At 67.4% G+C, this 19,148-nt stretch carries 15 protein-coding genes; 5 read left to right on the top strand and 10 right to left on the bottom strand.

Translation table 11 applies throughout. From position 1 onward, the window contains the following. Nucleotides 1–60 precede the first annotated feature (60 nt). Together ABMY26_RS30395 and ABMY26_RS30390 are read right to left on the bottom strand one after the other, a co-directional pair. Nucleotides 61–2,685 (bottom strand): flagellar hook-basal body complex protein, encoded by a 2,625-nt coding sequence (locus ABMY26_RS30395; protein ID WP_372399239.1) that lies wholly within the window; start codon nucleotides 2,683–2,685, stop codon nucleotides 61–63. A 238-nt stretch (nucleotides 2,686–2,923) separates the two neighbouring features. Beyond that, the gene (locus tag ABMY26_RS30390) at nucleotides 2,924–4,393 is read right to left on the bottom strand and encodes a tetratricopeptide repeat protein (protein ID WP_372399238.1); all 1,470 of its coding nucleotides are present in this window, start codon (nucleotides 4,391–4,393) and stop codon (nucleotides 2,924–2,926) included. Between the two features lie 95 nt (nucleotides 4,394–4,488). Here ABMY26_RS30390 and ABMY26_RS30385 point away from each other — a divergent pair, with 95 nt between their 5' ends. Continuing rightward, on the top strand, nucleotides 4,489–4,827 hold the full coding sequence (locus ABMY26_RS30385) for a DUF1491 family protein (RefSeq protein ID WP_372399237.1): 339 nt from the start codon (nucleotides 4,489–4,491) through the stop codon (nucleotides 4,825–4,827). 13 nt (nucleotides 4,828–4,840) lie between these two features. Here ABMY26_RS30385 and ABMY26_RS30380 read toward each other — a convergent pair whose 3' ends face one another. The 6 genes from ABMY26_RS30380 to ABMY26_RS30355 all read right to left on the bottom strand — a co-directional run bounded on the left by ABMY26_RS30380 (nucleotide 4,841) and on the right by ABMY26_RS30355 (nucleotide 13,215). After that, nucleotides 4,841–7,294, bottom strand: a complete 2,454-nt coding sequence (locus ABMY26_RS30380) for an ATP-binding protein (RefSeq protein ID WP_372399236.1) — start codon at nucleotides 7,292–7,294, stop codon at nucleotides 4,841–4,843. An 8-nt stretch (nucleotides 7,295–7,302) separates the two neighbouring features. Then, a complete protein-coding gene (locus ABMY26_RS30375) occupies nucleotides 7,303–8,673 on the bottom strand; it encodes a bifunctional UDP-sugar hydrolase/5'-nucleotidase (protein WP_372399235.1) in 1,371 nt (456 codons plus the stop codon). A gap of 321 nt (nucleotides 8,674–8,994) precedes the next feature. Then, nucleotides 8,995–9,828 (bottom strand): metallophosphoesterase, encoded by an 834-nt coding sequence (locus ABMY26_RS30370; protein WP_372399234.1) that lies wholly within the window; start codon nucleotides 9,826–9,828, stop codon nucleotides 8,995–8,997. An 11-nt stretch (nucleotides 9,829–9,839) separates the two neighbouring features. Continuing rightward, complete coding sequence (locus ABMY26_RS30365; protein WP_372399233.1) at nucleotides 9,840–11,030, bottom strand: ATP-grasp domain-containing protein; 1,191 nt, start codon at nucleotides 11,028–11,030, stop codon at nucleotides 9,840–9,842. 44 nt (nucleotides 11,031–11,074) lie between these two features. Further along, nucleotides 11,075–12,304 (bottom strand): GNAT family N-acetyltransferase, encoded by a 1,230-nt coding sequence (locus ABMY26_RS30360; RefSeq protein ID WP_372399232.1) that lies wholly within the window; start codon nucleotides 12,302–12,304, stop codon nucleotides 11,075–11,077. A gap of 203 nt (nucleotides 12,305–12,507) precedes the next feature. Then, entirely contained in the window at nucleotides 12,508–13,215 is a 708-nt protein-coding gene (locus ABMY26_RS30355) for a glutathione binding-like protein (RefSeq protein WP_045584521.1), read from the bottom strand. Nucleotides 13,216–13,382: 167 nt separating this feature from the next. Here ABMY26_RS30355 and ABMY26_RS30350 point away from each other — a divergent pair, with 167 nt between their 5' ends. Together ABMY26_RS30350 and ABMY26_RS30345 are read left to right on the top strand one after the other, a co-directional pair. Next, nucleotides 13,383–13,814 carry a PaaI family thioesterase gene (locus ABMY26_RS30350; protein WP_372399231.1) on the top strand — a complete coding sequence of 144 codons (432 nt, stop codon included), beginning with the start codon at nucleotides 13,383–13,385 and terminating at the stop codon, nucleotides 13,812–13,814. Next, nucleotides 13,811–14,593 (top strand): oxepin-CoA hydrolase, alternative type, encoded by a 783-nt coding sequence (locus ABMY26_RS30345; protein WP_372399230.1) that lies wholly within the window; start codon nucleotides 13,811–13,813, stop codon nucleotides 14,591–14,593. The genes ABMY26_RS30350 and ABMY26_RS30345 overlap by 4 nt, the downstream gene beginning before the upstream one ends. Nucleotides 14,594–14,633: 40 nt before the next feature. On the opposite strand, the gene ABMY26_RS30340 is transcribed toward ABMY26_RS30345, so the two are convergent. Further along, the gene (locus tag ABMY26_RS30340; protein WP_372399229.1) at nucleotides 14,634–14,852 is read right to left on the bottom strand and encodes a hypothetical protein; all 219 of its coding nucleotides are present in this window, start codon (nucleotides 14,850–14,852) and stop codon (nucleotides 14,634–14,636) included. 227 nt (nucleotides 14,853–15,079) lie between these two features. On the opposite strand from ABMY26_RS30340, the gene ABMY26_RS30335 reads away from it, so the two are divergent. Both ABMY26_RS30335 and ABMY26_RS30330 read left to right on the top strand, forming a co-directional pair. Further along, nucleotides 15,080–15,526 (top strand): response regulator, encoded by a 447-nt coding sequence (locus ABMY26_RS30335; RefSeq protein ID WP_372399228.1) that lies wholly within the window; start codon nucleotides 15,080–15,082, stop codon nucleotides 15,524–15,526. Nucleotides 15,527–15,872: 346 nt separating this feature from the next. Beyond that, the gene (locus ABMY26_RS30330; protein WP_372399227.1) at nucleotides 15,873–16,259 is read left to right on the top strand and encodes a hypothetical protein; all 387 of its coding nucleotides are present in this window, start codon (nucleotides 15,873–15,875) and stop codon (nucleotides 16,257–16,259) included. Nucleotides 16,260–16,330: 71 nt separating this feature from the next. Here ABMY26_RS30330 and treY read toward each other — a convergent pair whose 3' ends face one another. Beyond that, nucleotides 16,331–19,111 carry a malto-oligosyltrehalose synthase gene (treY, locus tag ABMY26_RS30325; protein ID WP_372399226.1) on the bottom strand — a complete coding sequence of 927 codons (2,781 nt, stop codon included), beginning with the start codon at nucleotides 19,109–19,111 and terminating at the stop codon, nucleotides 16,331–16,333. Nucleotides 19,112–19,148: the final 37 nt, after the last annotated feature.

Here is a 19,148-nt window from a genome sequence, read left to right as displayed (position 1 = left end):
AAGCGGGAAGCGGGCGGTCGGGGAACGGGTCAATGGAGCGTCAGGCGGCCGGGGCCGCGCCTAGCGCTTCAGCCCGAGCACTTCCTGGAGCATTTCGTCGGACGTGGTGACGATCTTCGCGTTGGCGGAATAGCTCCGCTGGGTGACGATCATCTTGGTGAATTCGTCGGCAATGTCGACGTTCGAGCTTTCCACGCTGTTGGCGACCACCGCACCGGCGCCGTTCGTTTCCGGATCGTTGAAGTTCGGCTTGCCGGCGTCCTCGCTCTCCAGGAAGACACCGCCCGATTCACGATGCAGGGCATTCGGGTTGTTGAAGGTGATGATCGGAACCTTCGCCACAACCTTCGAACGTCCGTTGTCGTAATTGACCAGGACGTTGCCGTTGTCGCCGAATACGACATCCTTGAACTGTCCGCGCGGCGCACCGTTCTGGACCAGCTGGGTGACGTTGATTTCCTCGCCGGCATATTGGGTAAGGCCGCCGGGCTGCTGGTACTTGCCGAGATTGAGGGTGACCTGCTGCGGTCCGAAGCCGTAATCGACCGTGAAGGTCACGGTGGCATCGGCCCCGGCCGACTGGGTGGCGGCGCTGACCGCGGTCCCGGTTCCCACCAGCGCGGTGGAGATGTTGGTCAGCGTGCCAACGGTTTCCGGTGTCTTGCCGAAGGTCAGGCCGATATGGGCAGGAGTCTGGCCGGCGACCGCGCTCTGGTCCAGGGTGAACTGTTGGGCGGTCGCATCCGTCACGTCGCCGGTCGAGCCGGCGACGCCGGTGGTCAGCACCGCCCCCGTCGCCGAGGCGCCGCCGCCGATCTGCGTCGCGAAATACTGCATGACCTTGGCGGGCGTGTTGTAGGTGTCGTAGTTGGCGTTGGTCAGCGCCAGGGAGTGGGTTACGCCGCCCACCGTCACGGAGTAGGTGTCGCCGACATCGACTGTATCGCCTCCCAGCGTGATGACGCCGGCCGCATCCTCGGTCATGGTGTTGGTGTAGGCGGGGCTGGCCGCGGTCTTGGACGTCACGGTGATGACGCCGCCCTGGGCGGTGGCCGTTACCGGCAGCGAGGTGTTGGAGTTGATCTTGTTCGCCAGGGCCGCGGTGATGTCCTCCATCGTCATTTCGTCGCCGGTGGTGCTGTAAGTCACCGCCGTGCCGTTGATGGACAGGGTGTATTGGGTGCCGATGTCGCCCGGCGTGCCGGTCAGCGTGACCGTGCGGCTCTGCCGCACGCCGGCGACACTTGCCACCGACGGCAGCGAACTCATCGAGTTCGCACCCGTCGCCGAGTTTGTGGCGGTGGCGGTGGTGGTGACGTTGGTGTTCGCGGTGTTGGACTGGATCGACAGGATGTTGCCTGCGGCCGACGCGGTGACGCTGGAGCCCAGCGTCTGGTTGATCTTGCCGGCGAGCTGGGAGACGACATCGCTCACCGTCGGATAGCTCTGATAGCTTGCCGCGGTGACCGTATAGCTGATCGGCGTGCCGTTGACGTCGATGGTGAAGCTGTCGCCGATCTCGACCTGGGTCTGCGGGAACTGGAACTTGTCGATCTCGCCGGCCGTGGCGGTCGCTGCCGTCGAGGTCTGCGAGACGATGGTATTGACGGTGTTGGTGCCCGCCGCCACTTCGGTGTTGAGCTTGAAGGCGGTGCCGGCATCGCGTGCAGTCACCCGGATCGTCTGGCCCGAGGATGTGGCGAGCACCGATGCGGCCGGCGAGGCGGAGTTGATCTGGTTGGCGAGCGCGCTGGCGAGGCCGGAATAGGTACGGATCGAACCGATGTTGGCCGCCGTGACCTTCAGGCTGTAGGAGGTGCTGTCGACCTTGACCGTATAGGTGTCGCCGATGCGCAGGTTGTCCTGGCCGTTGGTGTTGTTGCCCGAGATGGTGATGACGTTGACCTGGGCGACGGCGGTCTGGCCGGCGATGTTCTGGCCGAAGGTGACGGTCGCGGGGTTGCCGTTGAAGGTGCCGTCGACCGGCTTGGTGCTCGACCCCGGAGCGTCCAGGACCATGCGCCAGCTGCTGTCCGCCTGCTGCCGCCATTTGAAGTTGACGGTGCGCGGGTTGCCCTGGCTGTCGAAGATCTGGATGCTGCTGTCCGGAACCTTCTCGCCCGCCTTCGGGGTGGCGGGCAGGTTGGCCGACAGGTCGATCGTGCTGGTCGCCACCGGTTTGTCGATCAGGGAGTTCACCTGGATCGGCGCCACCTTGTCCTTCTGGAGGACGCCCGTCACCGGATCGACGACCCAGCCGTTCAGTGCATAGCCGGCGCTATTGACCAGATAGCGGCTCTTGTCCAGTTCGAAATCGCCCGCACGGGTGTAGTAGGCGGCCGACGCCGAGACCGTGCCCGTCTGGGTCTGCACCAGCGTGCTGGAACCCTGGGTGTTGACCTTGGAGACGCTGAAGAAGCCCTGGCCCTGGATGGCGATGTTGGTCGGGCTCTGCACCTGGGTCAGGCTGCCCTGGATGTTGTTCATGAAGACCGGTTGCGCCGTGACCCCGCCCGGCTCGTGCAGGCGCTGGCTGGACTGGAGGACCATCGTCTCGAACGCTGAATCGACGCGCTTGTAGCCGATCGTGGAGCTGTTGGCGATGTTGTCCGAGATATGTCCGAGCGCCTTCGACTGGGCATTAAGGCCGAGAACGGCGGTTGTCATCGAACCGAAGATGCTCATGGCCGGGGTCTCCGAAAGAAAGGGCAAAGGTCTTCTGCGCCCTTTCTAGCAAGCGGAGTGCCAACTTTTAGACCGCGCTCAAGCTGCTGTAATCATGGAAAAAATATAGGAAGCGCCGCGGAACGGCCCGAATTTGCCGGGGGGTGGGAAAGTTTCGCCTAGTACCGGCGGGGCGGGCGGGCAGAAAGCTCCTGCCGGAGTTGCCGATAGTTCCGCCAATCGGCTGGGCGGGCCGCCGTCAGCGTCGCGCCAGCTTGGCGGCATGGGCCTTGAGGACGGCCGCGACGGTCCCGAGCGTCGTCGTCCAGTCGCCGGGGCGTGGTTGTCGGAACAGGCGCAGCGAGGGATACCAGGGGCTGTCGGCGCGGTCGAGCAGCCAGCGCCAGTCCGGGACATGGGGCAGCAGCAGCCAGGACGGCAGCCCCATCGCCCCGGCCAGATGGACGATGGCGGTGTCGACCGTCACCAGCAGATCGATGGTGGCGAGGATGGCGGCGGTGTCGGCGAAATCACGCACCCGCTCCACCGCATCCTCCACGCCGTCGCCGGGAAGCCGGGCCAGGTCGGCACGGGCATCGCCCGTCTGCAAACCGATGAAGCGCACCCCCGGCACCGACAGGAGCGGGCGCAAGGCGGCGATGGGGATCGAGCGGTTGCGGTCGTTGCGGTGGCGCGGGTTGCCGGCCCACACCAGCCCGACCCGCAGGCCGGTGTTATCCGTCCCCTTCGATGCAACCAGCCCCTCCCGGCGGCCGGGCATGTCGCCGGGGGCGGGGGCGAGGTAGGGTACGCCGGCGGGGATGCTTGCCAGATCGGTGGCGAAGGCGCGTGGCAGGCTCATCAACGGGCAGTGGATATCGTGGGGCGGCGGTTCCGGACCGCGGACGAGCACCTGCACCGCCGGCTCCAGGCTGTGGGCGAACAGGCGGAACAGCAGCGGGTGGGTCTCTACGATCACCCGTCCGCCGTTCCTCGCGGCGACCTGGGCCACCAGCGGTGCATAGCGGACGAACTGCATGGCGTCGCCATATCCCTGGTCCATGTGCAGCAGGATGGTGGCGCCGCCCGTCGGTCGCCCGTCCCACGGCGGGGTGGCGAAGCGCTGCCAGCGATGCTCGAACCCCTCCCACCCTGCGCGCAGGTCGCCGCGCACCAGCCGTCCCACTGCACGGGCCAGATGGGCGTCGGCCAAGCCGGGGTTGCGGGCCAGTGCCGCATCGAAGCACGCCTCCGCCTCGGCGAAGCGGCGCTGGTCGCGCAGGACGGTGCCGAGATTGAGCAGGGTTTCCGCATGGCCCGGCCGCAGCCTTGCCGCCCGTTCCAGCCAGCGCCGCGCTGCCGGATAGATCGCCAGCGCGTGCAGCGTGGCGCCCATCGCATCCAGCGCATCGGCGTTCGCCGGGTCGAGCGCCAGGGCGCGCTGCAGCACCGGTTCCGCTCCCTCCGGCCGTTCCGCGGCGCGCAGGGCGGCGCCAAGATGCCCCCAGGCCGACGGTGCCGCCGGTTGGGCGTGGAGTGCGCGGCCGATCAGCGGGACTGCCCCCGCCGCATCGCCCGCCTGCGCGCGCAGCACCCCCAGCAGATGCAGGGCGTTGGGTTGAGCCGGCTCCACCGCCAGGATGCCGCGGTATGCGTCGGCCGCCGGCCCGGTGCGGCCGGCCATGTGGTGGTTGACGGCGGCGTTGAGAGCGTCCAGGAGTGTGGTCATGGCTTCCTCTCTACACCGGCGGACCGGACAGGGCGAGGCCTGAAGGGATCATCGCGGTTTCCGCAACGACAACTGGTCAGGGGCAGCAGCCGGACATGGACGACCGTCTTCCGACGCATCTCTGGGTTTCGGCCCACATCCGCGCAGCCGATGCCCAGGGGATCGCCATGACCGTGGTCCGCAAGGGCGACCCCAGCCGCGGCACGGTGATCCTGAAACTGAACCGGCTCGACCGGACCTTCACGGTGCTGGTCCAGACGCGCGAGGCCGATGGCGAGCGGCTGTTCTGGGCGCGCGGCACCGGTGCGGATCCGGTGCCGGAAACGGACGCGGACGCGTATATCGCCCGCCAGACCCGTTACGACCCCGACGTCTGGGTGGTGGAGGTGGAGGACCGCCAGGGCCGCCATTGGTTCGAGGGGCCGGTGCGCTGACATAGGCCAGGCCTCATGCGGCGGTGATCCGGGGGAAGCGCAGGGTGAAGCGGGTGCCTTCGCCGGGACGGCTCTCCGCCGCGATGGTGCCGTGCAGGCGGCCCGTCACCAGATTATAGACGATGTGCAATCCCAGCCCGCTGCCGCCGCTGCCGCGGCGGGTGGTGAAGAAGGGATCGAAGATCTTCGGCAGAACCTCCGGCGCGATGCCGTTGCCGTCGTCTGAGACCGACAGTTCCACCATGTCGCCGGCGGCGGGATGGGCCGCGATGGCGATGCGGCCCGGCTGTTCCGGATCCAGCGCATGGACGAGGGCGTTCATGATCAGGTTGGTCAGGATCTGTGACAGCGCCCCCGGATAACCGTCCAGTTCCAGTTCGGCCGGACAGTCGACGGCGATGGTCAGCGCCGGACGCGCCTTGTAGGTCGGGTGCAGGCTGCGCAGCAGTTCGTCGATATAGTCGCGCAACAGGAAGGGGCGGCGCTCGTCGCTGGACTGGTCGACGGCGACCAGTTTGAAGCTCTGCACCAGGTTGGCGGCACGGGTGCTGTTGGACAGGATCAACGCCGCCATCTCCATCCCGTCGCTGAGGAAGCGCTGGAAGTCCGATTTCTTCAGCGCATTGGCGGCGTGACGGTCCGACAGCTCCTCGATCAGCGTCTGCAATTGCGAGGCGCCGGTGATGGTGATGCCGATCGGCGTGTTCACCTCATGCGCGACCCCGGCGACGAGCTGGCCGAGCGATGCCATCTTTTCGGCCTGGATCAGGCTGGCCTGGGTCGCCTTCAGTTCGCCCAACGCGCGTTCGGCGGCGTCGCGCGACTGACGCAGGGCGTTCTCCGCCTCGACCTCGCGGGTGACGTCGACGACCACTGCCTGGATCGCATGGCCGTCCATCCAGTCGACGCGCCGGCCGGTCAGTTCTACCCACAGGCCGCCGCCGTCGGGCCGGCGGGCGCGGATGCGGCGGCGGCGCGACGCCTGCCCGACATCCAGCAGGCGGTCGTAGTTGTCGATCAACTCCTGCCGCTCTTCCACCGGTACCAGTGTGAGCAGGGAGGGCAGGGCTATCACGTCCGCCACCGTCAACCCCAGCATGGCGGCGAAGCTGTCATTCGCGTAGAGCGGGTGGAAATCGCGATGGATGACAATTCCCTGGATGGACCCTTCCACCAGATCGCGGAACCGCCGCTCGTTGTCGGCCAGCGCCCGCTGCCGCCGGTCGATCTCGTCGATGAAATAGCGGATCGAGGCGCCGATATCGGTGATCTCGTCGTCGCCATCGACCGGAACCGGAATGGGGACCGGATCTTGCCCGTTCCGGACGTCGCCGCCCGACAGGCGGGCCAGGACCGCGCGGTTCATCGCCACCAGCCGCGAGGACAGGAAGCGGCGGAAGATGAAATGGACGCCGACCGCCAGGATGACGGAGGCGGCTGCCAGCATCATCACCGTGCGCGTCCGGTCGGCGATCAGTTCGGCGAGCGCGCCGGTCCGTTCTGCCGACTGGTCGCGGATGGAATCGTAAAGCGCCCGGGTGGAGCGTTCGACCGTCTCGACCAGGACGCGCGCCTGTCCGGTCAGCGCCTGCGCACGATTGCGCGCCTGCAGCCGGTCGATCGCGCTTTCGAACAGTCCGCCCGGCGCCACCAGCAGCGAGAACAATTCCTCCTGGACGGTGGACATCATCTGGCCGGTCGGATCCGGCGCGCCGCCGGTCAAGCGGGCCAAATCCGCCAGCGTACGTTCGGCGGCGCGCGCCTCGCCCTTCAGCCTGCTGAGATGGTCGAGTTGAGTCGCACCGGCGGCGCGCGCCATCAACGCGCCGATACGCGCGGCCCACGCGCCGGTGTCGGGCAGGCTTTCCATCGATACGGCCAACCGGCTCAACCCGCGGGCGGCCTCGGCCAGACGGTCGCCATATTCGATCTGGCGGGTGATCTCGGCGTTCAGGTCGGCAACGGTGGCGGCCAGGATCAGCAGGGTGGAGCGGGTCTGTTCCAGCAGGCGGATATTGCGGTCGCGCTCGACATCGCCGGTATCGCCGTCCTTCATCAGTCCGCGCATGCGCGCGACCAGAAGCTGCATCGAATCCAGCTCCGTCACCAGACCGTCGTAGATCGAGCGGCGCTGAGGCGTCGAACCGGCGGCGGCGAGCTGCGGCAGTTGGGCCACCAGCTTCTGCAGCGAGCCGTGCAATTCCGCGCTGGTGATCACCTCGGGGAGGGTGCTGGTGGACAGGGCCGTCACCTCGGCCCTGAACAGGCGGAAGGATGACATCGACACGCCGCCGATCAGCACCACGAGCAGTGCCATCACCGACAGGCCCAGCGTGATGCGCATGGCGATGCCGAAGCGACGCGTCCGGATGGGCGGCGGCTTCTGTGCGCCAGACGGCTGCGCCGCGCATGGCAGGGCGACGGGAACGGCCGTGCGCGGCGAACTCTGCGCGATCATGGAAGCCATGCTGTCCATCACCGCTTCACGGTCATCCGGCCATCCAGCCGGGGAGCGAACTCGCCGCTGCGCGTGATCTGGTCGATCAACTGGGTGGAGATGAAATCGGTGTCGCGGTCCTCCACCAGCCGCGGGGCGCTGGCCAGCACGCCATAGCCGTCACCGCCCGACGCCAGGAAGCTGCTGGTGGCCAGCCGGTATCTGGTGGCGAGGCCGACCGGCTTTCCACCGACGGACAGGCTGCGCAGCCGCTGGCCGGGCAGGCGGGTCAGATCGATTTCGGCGCGGGCGTTGGACAGGTGGGGAAAACGCCCCTGCAACTGTTCCACCGCCGCCACGCCGCCTTCCACCGCATCCCACAGCTGTTGACCGGTAACCTCCAGCATCACTCCGACATCGTGGTATGGCAGTTCGGTGTAGATGTCGCGCCGGGTCAGCAGGGCGCCGGCCGGATACTGGCGGTCGCCGCGGATGCCGCCACCGTTGAATAGAGCCACGTCGGCATCCAGCGACGCGCGCAACGTGTCCGCCACGGCATTGGCAAAGGCGTTCTCGCCGGTGCGCAGCGATTCCTTGCGGGTGTCGAGTGCCGCGGTGAGACGTCCCACCTCCATCCGCAGCATGGTGTCGAGCCGTGCGGCATAGATCTTCGCCTGGATCTCGGTGGCGGCGTCGGGCTCCACGCTGCCGGTGTCGATCAGGCGCGGGGCCGGCGTCCAGGTCAGCCTCGCCGTGCCGTCGGGTGCCGCCGTCCGTTCCAGCTTAAGGTCCAACGCCAAAACCCAGGCCGCCTGCGGGCCGACGCCAGCGGACAGGAAACGCCCGTCATAATCGATGGCGAACGGACGGTTCCGGTCCTGGTACAGCACGATGTCGGCCGGCCGGGCGGCCAGTACGCTGCGGTGGGTGTCGCCGGCATAGCCGGTCATCGCCACCACCAGATCCACGCCGTCTGCCCGCAATTCCGCCGCCTTGGCGGTCAGAGCGGCGACGGGATCGCGGAACTCGGTCCGCTGGGCGCGGGTGGTTTCCCGTGTCAGCACCGGAGTTGCGGCCAGGACGCCGACGCGCAGCGGCCCGGCCTTCAGCACCACCGCATCCTCCAGCCCGTCCGGCGTGCGGCCGGTTGAGCGGTCGACCGCATTGGTGGTAACGATGGGAAAGCCGGCTTCGAAGGCGCGGGCGCTCAGCCGATCGTCGCCATGGTGGTATTCCCGGTTCAGCGCCGCCATCGCATCGACGCCCATGCCGTTCAGCAGGTCGATGATGTGCGCACCCTGGTCGTAGAAGGCGAGCACGGACGGCGCCAGGGTCTGGCCGCCATGCAGCACCAGGACATTCGCATGGGCTGCCCGTTCCTGCCGGATCACACCGGCCAGCCTGGCCATGCCGCCGCGCCTCCGGGTTTCCTCCAGGTCCGTGGTCCCCTGGGCGTAGAGGATGGTGAGATGGACCGGGCCATCGGCCGTAGCGGAGCCATCGGCCTGCCGGGCCCACGAAGGACCGCTCCCCGCGGCGAGGTTCAAGACAACGCCAAGCAGAAACAGGGCGATCAGGGATGACGATGTCCTGCAGGGGCGGGCGGGAGACCCGCCGGCAGCGTCGTTTCCAATACAGATGTTGTCCATAGCCCGGCGTCACCATTGCCCCCGCGCCGGATTATGCGCATTTCCGCGTCTCTATTGAAGCAAAGCCGCGTTACGGGATTGTCATATTGATGAGGCACGGCTCTGGAGAATATGCTTTAACCAGTCATATAACCCAAGAGTTCTGAGGATTCCGATCAACCGCATCCGCAACGGCGCCGGGACTGCGGCAAAACGCGGCGCCAGTCCGGCCCGCCGGGTCTTGGCCAGCGCCGTCCGGCGGGGGTAGGAGACGCGGTGCAGGGCGACCTGCCGGGCGTCGGTATCGAAGCAGGCGAAGCTCGCCCGGCTATCGGCACCGCGCGGCTCTCCCACCGTGCCGGGATTGAGCAGATAGAGGCCGTCCGGCCGCAGCACTGCGCCGCCGTCGAGCGGAATCCGATGCACTGCCCCGTCGCGCCATTCCCATAGACCGGCCCGGTGGGTATGGCCGAAGGCGCAGACTTGCGCACCCGATGGGTGGCTGCCCAGCGCCCGCAGGCTCAGTGCGCGCTTGGTATCGTCGTCCAGCCGGACCAGCTCCTGCCCCTTCTTCGGATGAAGCGCCCCATGCACGGCCACCAGTGCGCCGTCGACCGCCGCGGTCAGGGGCAGGGCGGAGAGGAAGGCGAGGCTGTCCTCGTCCAACCGGCTGCGGGTCCAGGCGACGGCGCGCGCCGCCGGACCGCTGAAGCCGGCGGTATCGATGGCACCGCTCACCGCCCGGTCGTGATTGCCGGCGATGCAAACGGCTCCGGCCTGCCGCAGCAGGGCGATGCAGGCGGCGGCATCGGTGTTGTAGCCGACGATGTCGCCCAGGCAGACGATGCGATCCACCCCCTGCGCGGCAATGGCGTCGAGCGTCGCCCGCAGCGCCTCCAGGTTGGCATGGATGTCAGAGATCAGGGCGATCCTCACGGGTGATCCCCTCAGGGCTTGGCGAGGCGTGCCGGCCGGGTGCCGCGGGGAATGCGGGACAGCAGCCGGTCCAGCTTCGGCCGGAGGAAGGGCATCGGGTCGTCCAGCGCGATCGCCTTTGCTTCGGCACGTGCGACCCAGGCGAGCCAGCGAGCCGCCGGCATGCCGGATTCCCGCGCCGCCAGCCTGTCCTTGCTGATATGGCACCAGCAGGCGCCGGGCCGCGCCCTTGCAGCGGCGGGGCGGGGACGCCCGGTCAGGTCGGCATGGACGATGGCCGGAAGATTCACCCCGGCGACGGCCCCCAGATGGTGCCACAGGTTGAAGCGCGGATTGATCTCCAGCAAATGCAGGCGGCCGCCGGGATCGCGCTTGAAGTCGAACTTGGCGACGCCGCGCAGGCCGATGCGCCCTGCGATCTCGCGCCCCGATGCGGCGACATCGGCTCCCTCGCCGTCGATGTCGGTGACGGTCAGCGCGGTGCTGTGGCCGTATTCGAGGGGATAGGTGCGGATCTTGCGGCCGGTGAACTCGCCCGCCACCGCCCCATCGACATCGATGTAGACGTGGTGGCTTTCGATCCGCGTCTCCGGACCCGGGATCAGTTCCTGCGCCAGCAGATCGATGCCGACCGGGATCAGCCGGGGCCACAGCGCCCGCAACTCTTCCGGCCCGTCCAGGCGGATCGCCTTGCCCAGCCCTTCGATCTCGTTCCAGGGCGGGCGGCGGGTCAGCGGCTTGACGATGAGGGGATAGCGCAGGTCGAGGTCCGGCGCCTCGCTGCCGGGCAGGGGGCGCAGCCGCCTCGTCCGCGGCACCGGCAGGTCGAGCCGCTCCGCAAGCTGCTGGAACCGGCCCTTGTCGACCAGGCTCTCCACCAGATCGGCATCGGCTAGTGCGAAGCGGAAGACGGCGGCCAACCGGTCCCGATGGCGCGAAACCATCAGCAACTGCGTGTCCTCCTCGACATAGAGCACCGGTTTGCCGGGCTGGGCCGCGCCGAAGCGCAGCAGGCGGTCGACCAGTGCCCCGTCATGGCCGCCCTCCCAGGGAATCCACCGATCGGTGAAACGGGAATGGGTGGTCGCGGTCCCCGCCGGTCCCACCACGGCGCAGCGAATGCCGGCAAGCCCCAACGGGCGCACCAGGTCCATGTCGCCCAGGACGCAGGCCAGAGTGCCGTGTCTCGTTCCGGTGCTCATCTCGCATGCCCTCCCCAATGTTCCCGGTCTCCGGATATCGGCCGTCAGAATCCCTTGGCGGTGGCTGTCCAGCCGCGCAGCGACCGCTTGGCCGCCTCGACCACCGGCCCGCAGGTCCGGCGCCAATGCGCCTCCATCCGGCGTCCCAGCCGGTCGGGGCCGAGCGTCAGCCAGTTCATCGGCTGTTCGGCGTTGGAGAGCAGCGGCTTGTGCCCGGCCGGCGTCGACATGAAGTCGTAACAGTCCTCGCCGCGGGCCTGTGCGTCCTCGATGGCCAGGACATGGCTCAGAAGCCCCGGCTTCAGCCGGTTGTCGTCCTCGAAGGCGAAACCGCCCTGATAGTTCAGAACCCGGTTGCGATGGACGAAATTGTAGAGATAGCCGATGGGGCGGCCGCCGGCCTCGATCCGGCACAGGCGCACCGTCCCCCGTGGGACGCCCGTTCCGATCAGCCGTTCGTGGAAGGGGCGGAAGGACGGGTTGGCGAAGGCGCCGGCTTGGCCGCGCGCCTGCCAGCCTGCCTGGTGCAGCACCTCCAGCGCGGCGAAATCCTCCAGTGCCTCTTCGACCGTGGCCGCTACCCTGTAATCCAGCCCGCCGCGGGCGCGGTAGAGCCGTTCGGCGCGGTTCACCGCGGCACGCGTGTTGCGTCCGAGCCCGCCGCGAAAGTCGCCGCCGCCGGCCCGCACCAGCGCGAAATCCACCCATTGCGCAGAATCGGCGACACGGACTTGCAACGTCTGGCCCGTTTCTGCCGCGACACGGCGCGCCGCCCGCTCGGCGGCGATGGACAGCCCGCCCAGAATCAGCTCATCGTTGGCGGACAGCCGTCCGCCCAACCAGTGCAGGGCAGCGGCGGTGACCTCGTCGGCGAAGCGACGGTCGGCGAGAATGCCGTTATATTCCATGAACAGCCTGTCAAAGCCACGGTCGCCGGTTTCATGCAGCAACCAGCGGCAGCTGCGCAGCAGGCCGAAGCGTCGGCGCAACCTTGGGCACAGGAGCGCCAGACCGACGGTTTCGCCGTCCAGCCGGGCGACCAGGAGTTGCGGTTCGACCCCCGTCGGCATCAGTGCCAGCCAAGGCCCGATCCAGGTCCAGGACAGGAAGAAGGAGGAGTCGGAACGGGATTCCAGTTCAGTCCACATCCCTGCCAGCACCGCTTCCGGCGGCAAGGGCTGCAGGGCGATCTCGATTGCCGTGCCGGCCACTGGATCGGTGGCGATGACGTCGATGGCGGCGACGTCGGAGTCGGTGCGGGGCCAGATGCTCATCGGCGCGACGCCTCCGGTGGAACTCTCTACCGGAAACAACACGCCGATATCAGGAACGGTCCCGTCTACGCCGGAGAGCCCCGAAAATCCGCGCCGCGCAAATGGATGCCGCCAAAGATCCGAGAAAAGATTTCGACGCTATACCGACACGCCGGCCCGGTGGATGGAACCGGGCCGGCACAGAGAGTGCAGTGGAGGAAAGCTCAGCGCTTGACCGTATCGGCCGACTGGCCGAACAGGATCTTCTTGCTTTCCTCGTTCACCGTGGGCGTGCGGTTGGGGTTCACCGCCTGTCCCTTCTCATAGGCGCGCACCACCGCCGGGCGGTCCTTGATCGCATCGAACCAGCGCTTCAGATTGGGGAAATCGTCCAAATTCTGCTGCTGGCGCTCATGCGGGACGACCCAGGGATAGCTCGCCATGTCGGCGATGGACAGCTCCGCCCCACCCAGGAACTCGTTGGCGGCCAGCCGCTTGTCCATCACGCCGTAGAGGCGCCCGGTTTCCTTGACGTAGCGCTCCATGGCATAGGGGATGCGCTCCGGCGCATACTGGACGAAGTGATGATTCTGTCCGGCCATCGGCCCCAGTCCGCCGACCTGCCAGAACAGCCATTCCAACACCGTCTTGCGTCCGCGCACGTCGGCGGGCAGGAATTTTCCGGTCTTTTCGGCAAGATAGACCAGGATGGCGCCGGATTCGAACACGGTGATCGGTTCGCCGCCGTCGGCGGGGGCGCGGTCGACGATCGCCGGCATGCGGTTGTTGGGCGAGAAGGCCAGGAATTCCGGCTTGAACTGGTCGCCCGCAGAGATGTTCACCGGTTCGAACCGGTAGTCCAGCCCGGCTTCCTCGAGGAAAATCGTGATCTTGTGGCCATTCGGCGTCGGCCAGAAATAAAGGTCGATCATCCCAAACCCTCCAGTGATTTTCGCGAAAGGTTAACCGCTTCGTGCCGGCTGGCAAGCCCGAACAGACGCGAGGCAGCTCTCCGGTTCCGTGGACTTGTTTTGCAAAACAGGATTGGATTTCATTTGCCTCGCTTCGTGCACGAAACGGCCGCGTGATGGGAATGGGTATGGACGATCTGTTGAAGGGAGAGCCGTCATCGGGCTTCCAAACGTTGCTCGGTTATGTCCTGAGTCGCTGGGAGGAGGGCGAGGCGGAGCTGCAACTGACCGTCGACCACCGCCACCTGAACCGTGCCGGGGTGGTCCATGGCGGGGTGCTGGCAACGCTTCTGGACACGGTTTCCGGATTTTCGGCGACATATTGTCCCGTTCCCGGCCGGGTCCGGCGGGTGGTGACGCTGTCGCTGTCCACGAGCTTCCTGGGGCAGGCGCGCACCGGTACGCTGGTCGCCACCGGCCGGCTGCGCGGCGGTGGACGCAAGATCATCGGTGTCGCGGCTGAAATCCGCCACCGGGACACCGGCGCCCTGATCGCCACGTCGGAAGGCATGTTCAAATACCGGCCGGGCAGCGAGAACCGGGAGGGAACCGAACCATGACGGGACGACTGACCGTTGCGCATCAGGGGCGCGTGATGGTGTTGACAATGGACGACGCGGCCACCAGGAACGCGCTTGGGCCGGACATGATGGCGACTGCCCGCAACGCGCTGGACCAGGCGGCGGCGGACCCGGATGTCGGTGCAGTCGTACTGACCGGGGCGGGCGGAACCTTCAGTTCCGGCGGCAATCTCGGGGCACTGCTCGGCAACGCCAAGTCCGATCCGGAGGTGATCCGGGCCAACCTGGAGCTTTTCCACGGCTGGACCCGCGCCATGCGCGCCTGCCCCAAGCCGGTGGTCGCCGCGGTCGAGGGGGCAGCCGCGGGCGCGGGTTTTTCCATTGCGCTCGGCTGCGACCTGATCGTGGCTGCCGAGGACGCAACGTTCACCTTGGCCTATGTGAAGGTCGGGCTGAATCCGGACGGCGGGGCGACGGCCTTCCTCGCCCGCGCGGCGACGCCGCAACTGGCGGCGGAGATCATGTTCGAAGGAGGCAGGATCGGTGCGGAACGGCTGGCCCAGCTTGCCATCGTCAATCGGCTGGTCGCCCCCGGTGCCGCTCTGGCCGAGGCGACGGCTTGGGCGGAGCGGCTGGCCGCCGGACCGACGCTCGCCATCGGCCGGGCCAAGCGGCTGATCGAAAGCGGGTTCGGCGCGCCCGACGCGCAGCTCGACCGCGAAGCCGCCTTTTTCGTCGAGGCGTTGCACGGCGCGGAGGCGGCGGAGGGGATCGCCGCCTTCTTCGAGAAGAGGGCGCCCGACTACCCCCGCGGTTGAGCCTGCTGTTCGACCGGCAACGACTTAGGCCGGCAACGACTTAGGCCAGCAGCGACAAGGTCGGGTCCGGCGGGGTGGGGGCCGCATCTTCCAGGAGACGGGCGATGTCCGCCGGTGTGCCCTTCATCCGTAACGGCTCGCCCCGGCCGGTCAGATACAGGTCGGTGTCACCATCGGCGGCGTCACGCAGACAGGCGACGCACAGGGGATTCACCAGAATGGAGTCTCCGGATGTATCGGTCAGTTCAACGAAAGCCATTGCTCTTTTCCTCTCTCGCGTCGGGGTAAAACAGGCTGCGATGGTGTATGTTTCCTTCCCCGACGTTCGATTGGCCGCCACAGCCGGAAGGGGGTACCCCTTCGACCTCTTGAACGGGACGGAACCGCGACAAACATGGGCGGTTCAGTCGATCGAAGCCAAGAGGCTTCGGAATCCGATCCGGGCGGGCTATAAGCCCGCACCGTGCATCAAGGGAGCATGCCGTCTTGAAGTTGCTTGTCGTCGAGGACGATCCGCTGATCGGTCCGGCTGTGAAGGCCGTTCTGGAGAATGCGGGCTACACCGTGGTCGGACCGCTGCGCGATGCCGCCAAGGCCGCGCGGGTCGGTGCCCGCGAGTGTCCCGACCTGGCGCTGGTCGACGTCAATCTCGCCGGTGGAGAGAACGGCCTCGTGCTGGCCCGGCGGCTGTGGGAGGAGAATGGCGTTCCGTCGCTGTTGATGACCGGTTTCGATCACCATGCGGCGGAAGCGCGGAGCTTCGCCATGGGCCTGCTGCGCAAACCGGTGATGCCGGACGCGCTGGTCCAGGCCATCGGCACCGCAAGCGAGATCCTGAGCGGCCTGCGCCCCTCCTTCAAGCCTGCGGCGCTGGAACTGTTCACCGGTTCGGCAGTGACCGCTGCGGTCCTGCCCAAGGCGCATACCGCCTGACCTGATGCACAGCCGCCGCAGCGTTCGGAAGCCCGCCGGTCGGCGGGCTTCGTCGTTTCCGGGCATGGACCGCGGCAGCTTTGGCAGACTGCAGTTCGGCGGTCGGGTTCACGCTTCGAATCGAGTCCGGTTTCATGCAATCCGATCCGTTCGTTTCGACGAGCGGGAAGGGGCGCAATCAATCCGCAATTCCGCTGTTGTGGTCTGGGAAAGCGGGGACGGGAGCGGATCGGCCGGTCCTCTTCCCCGTGGATCGACCAACCGAAAGCGACTCCCGGGTTCCCAGAACCACGCAGCCTTGCCGCCGCGATAGCGGCGACGGGTATGTACAGCGAAAGGAAACGCAATGAAGAGCCTGATGATCGGCGCAGCCACTGCCCTAGCCCTGCTCGCCGCGCCAGCCACTGCGGCCGACAGCAACTCCATTTCCGGCAGTCCGGCGGCCAACAGCGCCGGTTCCACCACCAATTCCAACCAGACCAATCCGCCCTGTTCGCCCACCAATGCGCTCGGCTGCGGCACCATGGGTGGCGTCGACAGCAAGAGCGGGACGGCCGGGTCCAGCGGCTCTTCCACGGGTAACGGTTCGATGACGGGCACCGGCTCCTCTGGGGCGACCAACGGCACCGGCGGCAACAGCCTGGGCAACAGCGGCTCGATGGGGAGCGGTTCCGACGGTCCGGTCGGCACGCAGCAGCCTTCGTCCCCCAGCACGGGCAGCACCGTCCGTTGATCGGTTTCGGCCGTAATGGGAAAGGGGCGTGCGAGTGATCGCGCGCCCCTTTCGATTGGCCGCGCCGCTCGTCAGCCGTCTCGAGACAGCAGGGCTATCGGGAGATCGGCGAACAGCGTGGCGAGCGATACCGCGTCTTGCCCTTCGACCTCCTTCCCGGTCAGCCGGTCGCGCCATCGGGTGCCGCGCGGCAGCGGGATGGCGGTGTTGCCCCAGTCCGGGTTTTCGCCCAGCCGGCCCACCAGCCGCGGCACCGCAACCACCACGCTGTCCTCGCCGCTGCGCCGCGCATAGGCGACGACATGGTCGGCGCGCTCACCGGTCGCCTCCAGCGGCAGATACTCGCCCGAGGCAAAGAGTTCCGGCTTTTCGGCGCGCAGGGCCAGGGCTTGCCGGGTCACGGCCAGCTTGATGGCGCCATCGGTCCAGCGTTCCAGCAGTCCGGCCACGGCGCCCCGTTCCACCACATACTCCACCTCGTCCAAGAGGGTGTGCCGCGCCTCATAATCGACCGGCGACCGGTTGTCGGGATCGACGAGGCTGAGGTTCCACAGCTCGCAGCCCTGGTAGATGTCGGGTACCCCGGGGCTGGTCAGCTTCAGCAGGGTCTGGGCCAGCCCGTTGACCATGCCGATGCGTGCCAGCGTCGCCTGGAAGGGCAGGAAGGCTTCAAGGAAGGCATTGCGGCGGGTGACGTCCAGCGCATCATGGACGAATCCAACCACGGCCGATTCGTAGGCCTCGTTGGGCGCCGCCCAGGTCGAATGCAACTTGGCCTCGCGCATCGACTTGGTCATGGCGCCGACGATGCGCTCGGCGAATGCGGTCATCGCCGACTGGTCGATCCGGTCGGGTGACGCGCCGGTCAGTTCGACCGGCCAAGCCCCGAGCAGCAGCTGGTAGAACAGATACTCGTCGTTGCGGTCCGGCGGGGCGGTGCCCTCCACGTCGCCTCGCCGTGCCCGCAGCAGGCGGCTCCAGGTCTGGACCTGCCTTTCCCAATCCTCCGGCATCTCCGACAGGGCATAGAGGCGCGCGCGGGTGTCCTCGCCGCGCTTGGTGTCGTGGGTGGTGCTGGACAGCATGTTGCCCGGCCAGTTGCGGGCGCGGTCCTGGTTGGCGCGGTGGAAGGCGGAGACGCTGACCCCGAAATGGTCGGGATGGCCGCCGACCTCGTTCAGCGCGACCAGCCGGTTGTAGCGGTAGAAGGCGGTGTCCTCCAGCCCCTTCGCCATCACCGGTCCGCTATATTGCTGGAAGCGCATGGCGAAGCGGGTGACCTGCCGGTGGCTGTAGCCGCTCTTGGGTGCAGCCACCAGATCGGTGGTCAGCAGCCGCTGCAGGAAATCATAGACCGATTCGTCCGGCCCCTGTGCGACCCGCCGTGCCTGGGAGATCGCCCAATCGATGTCGCGGCGGTCGAGATCGGTGGGCCCTGTCCCGTCGACATAGGTGCGGTAGACGGGGAAACGGGCGATCGTCTCCTTCAAGGCCTGATGCAGGATGTTGGCGGTGAAATCGGCGGTCGCTGGATTGGAGCGGGCGATGCGCGACGCCTTGCGCGACAGCACATTGAGCTCGCTCGCCATCTCGCTTTCCATGATCCGGATCTTGGATTTGCGCACCACCTCCTCGAACGGCTCGTCGCGGCCGATGAAGCCGGCATAGAGACGGGAAAAGGCCTCCTCTCCCTTGGGATCGACGAACAGGCCGCCCATGAGGTTGGCGAACTCGTAGCCGGTGGTGCCGTCGATCGGCCAGTCCTCGCGCAGGCGTTCATGACGGGCGAGGATCTTCTCCACCACCAGGTAGAAGGGGGTTCCCGCCGCCTCGGCAAGCCGCTCGCAATAGCCCTTGGGGTCGATCAGCCCGTCGATATGATCGATGCGGATGCCGTCGAGCGTGCCGTCCTTCACCATCGCCAGCACCATCCGGTGGGCGACGTCGAACAGCTCCGGCTCGTCCATGCGCAGGCCGGCCAGCTCGTTGATGTTGAAGAAGCGTCGGTAGTTGATGTCGTCGGCCGCCACCTTGAAATAAGCGACACGCCAGTTCTGGCGGCCGATCAACTCGTGCAGGTGGCCCCAGCTTTCCATTTCCCCGGAATATCCGCGAAACGCCGTCAGCCGCTGGGCAATGGCTTCGGCGACGTCGGGCCGGGCGGCGACCAGCGTCGCCAGCTCCGCCTTCTGAACGGCCGCCCGCGGGATCTGGTGGGGCCGGGCGTAGGCGAGATGGGTGAAGGCGTCGCCGATCCGTTCCAGATCCGGATGGTCGTCGCCAAGGACGATGCCGTAATCCTGGGGCCGCACCGGCAATTTGTGGCTGTCATAGGCCCAGACGGCAAAGCTGCCGGTTTCCTGATCGAAGCGCAGCTCCAGCCCGCCCGACATCAGCACCGCGCCGTACTGGTCGCCCAGGACTGGGACCAGCAGCTTGCCCTGGAGATAGCGGTAGTCGGAGTCCCATTCGATGTCGAAATACCCGGAATACGGGCTTTCCTCGCCCCACTCCAGCACATTCAACCACCATTCATTGTCCGAGCCGCCGACGCCCATGTGGTTCGGCACGAAATCCAGGATCTGGCCAAGGCTGTTGCGCTTCAACGCCCCGACCATCTCCTGGAAGGCGTTCTGGTCGCCCAGTTCCGGATTGAGGGCGTTGTGGTCGACGATGTCGTAACCGTGGGTGCTGCCCGGCCGCGCCTTCATGTAGGGCGAGGCATAGAGGTGGCTGGCGCCCAGCCGGGCTATGTAGTCGGCGATGGCGGCGGTGCGGTCGAAGCCGAACGCGCCATTCAGCTGGACCCGGTACGTCGCACGAGGGATGGGCTTGCCGGCGGCGGGGGCCATGGGTGTGTGCTCCTGCTGTGGGAAGGCGGCCAACGGG

It is taken from the genome of Azospirillum sp. HJ39, assembly GCF_041507355.1.
Lineage (GTDB): Bacteria > Pseudomonadota > Alphaproteobacteria > Azospirillales > Azospirillaceae > Azospirillum > Azospirillum thiophilum.
The sequence above is the reverse complement of the archived record's forward strand: the minus strand, read 5'-3'. Positions and strand labels throughout refer to the sequence as shown.

Excerpts from the sequence above, each read along its gene's own strand:
- ABMY26_RS30390 (WP_372399238.1), bottom strand. The coding sequence starts at position 4,393 with ATGACCACACTCCTGGACGCTCTCAACGCCGCCGTCAACCACCACATG.
- ABMY26_RS30385 (WP_372399237.1), top strand. The coding sequence starts at position 4,489 with ATGGACGACCGTCTTCCGACGCATCTCTGGGTTTCGGCCCACATCCGC.
- ABMY26_RS30345 (WP_372399230.1), top strand. The coding sequence starts at position 13,811 with ATGACGGGACGACTGACCGTTGCGCATCAGGGGCGCGTGATGGTGTTG.
- ABMY26_RS30340 (WP_372399229.1), bottom strand. The coding sequence starts at position 14,852 with ATGGCTTTCGTTGAACTGACCGATACATCCGGAGACTCCATTCTGGTG.
- treY (WP_372399226.1), bottom strand. The coding sequence starts at position 19,111 with ATGGCCCCCGCCGCCGGCAAGCCCATCCCTCGTGCGACGTACCGGGTC.
- ABMY26_RS30395 (WP_372399239.1), bottom strand. The coding sequence starts at position 2,685 with ATGAGCATCTTCGGTTCGATGACAACCGCCGTTCTCGGCCTTAATGCC.
- ABMY26_RS30330 (WP_372399227.1), top strand. The coding sequence starts at position 15,873 with ATGAAGAGCCTGATGATCGGCGCAGCCACTGCCCTAGCCCTGCTCGCC.
- ABMY26_RS30360 (WP_372399232.1), bottom strand. The coding sequence starts at position 12,304 with ATGAGCATCTGGCCCCGCACCGACTCCGACGTCGCCGCCATCGACGTC.
- ABMY26_RS30350 (WP_372399231.1), top strand. The coding sequence starts at position 13,383 with ATGGACGATCTGTTGAAGGGAGAGCCGTCATCGGGCTTCCAAACGTTG.
- ABMY26_RS30365 (WP_372399233.1), bottom strand. The coding sequence starts at position 11,030 with ATGAGCACCGGAACGAGACACGGCACTCTGGCCTGCGTCCTGGGCGAC.
- ABMY26_RS30380 (WP_372399236.1), bottom strand. The coding sequence starts at position 7,294 with ATGGCTTCCATGATCGCGCAGAGTTCGCCGCGCACGGCCGTTCCCGTC.
- ABMY26_RS30375 (WP_372399235.1), bottom strand. The coding sequence starts at position 8,673 with ATGGCCAGGCTGGCCGGTGTGATCCGGCAGGAACGGGCAGCCCATGCG.
- ABMY26_RS30355 (WP_045584521.1), bottom strand. The coding sequence starts at position 13,215 with ATGATCGACCTTTATTTCTGGCCGACGCCGAATGGCCACAAGATCACG.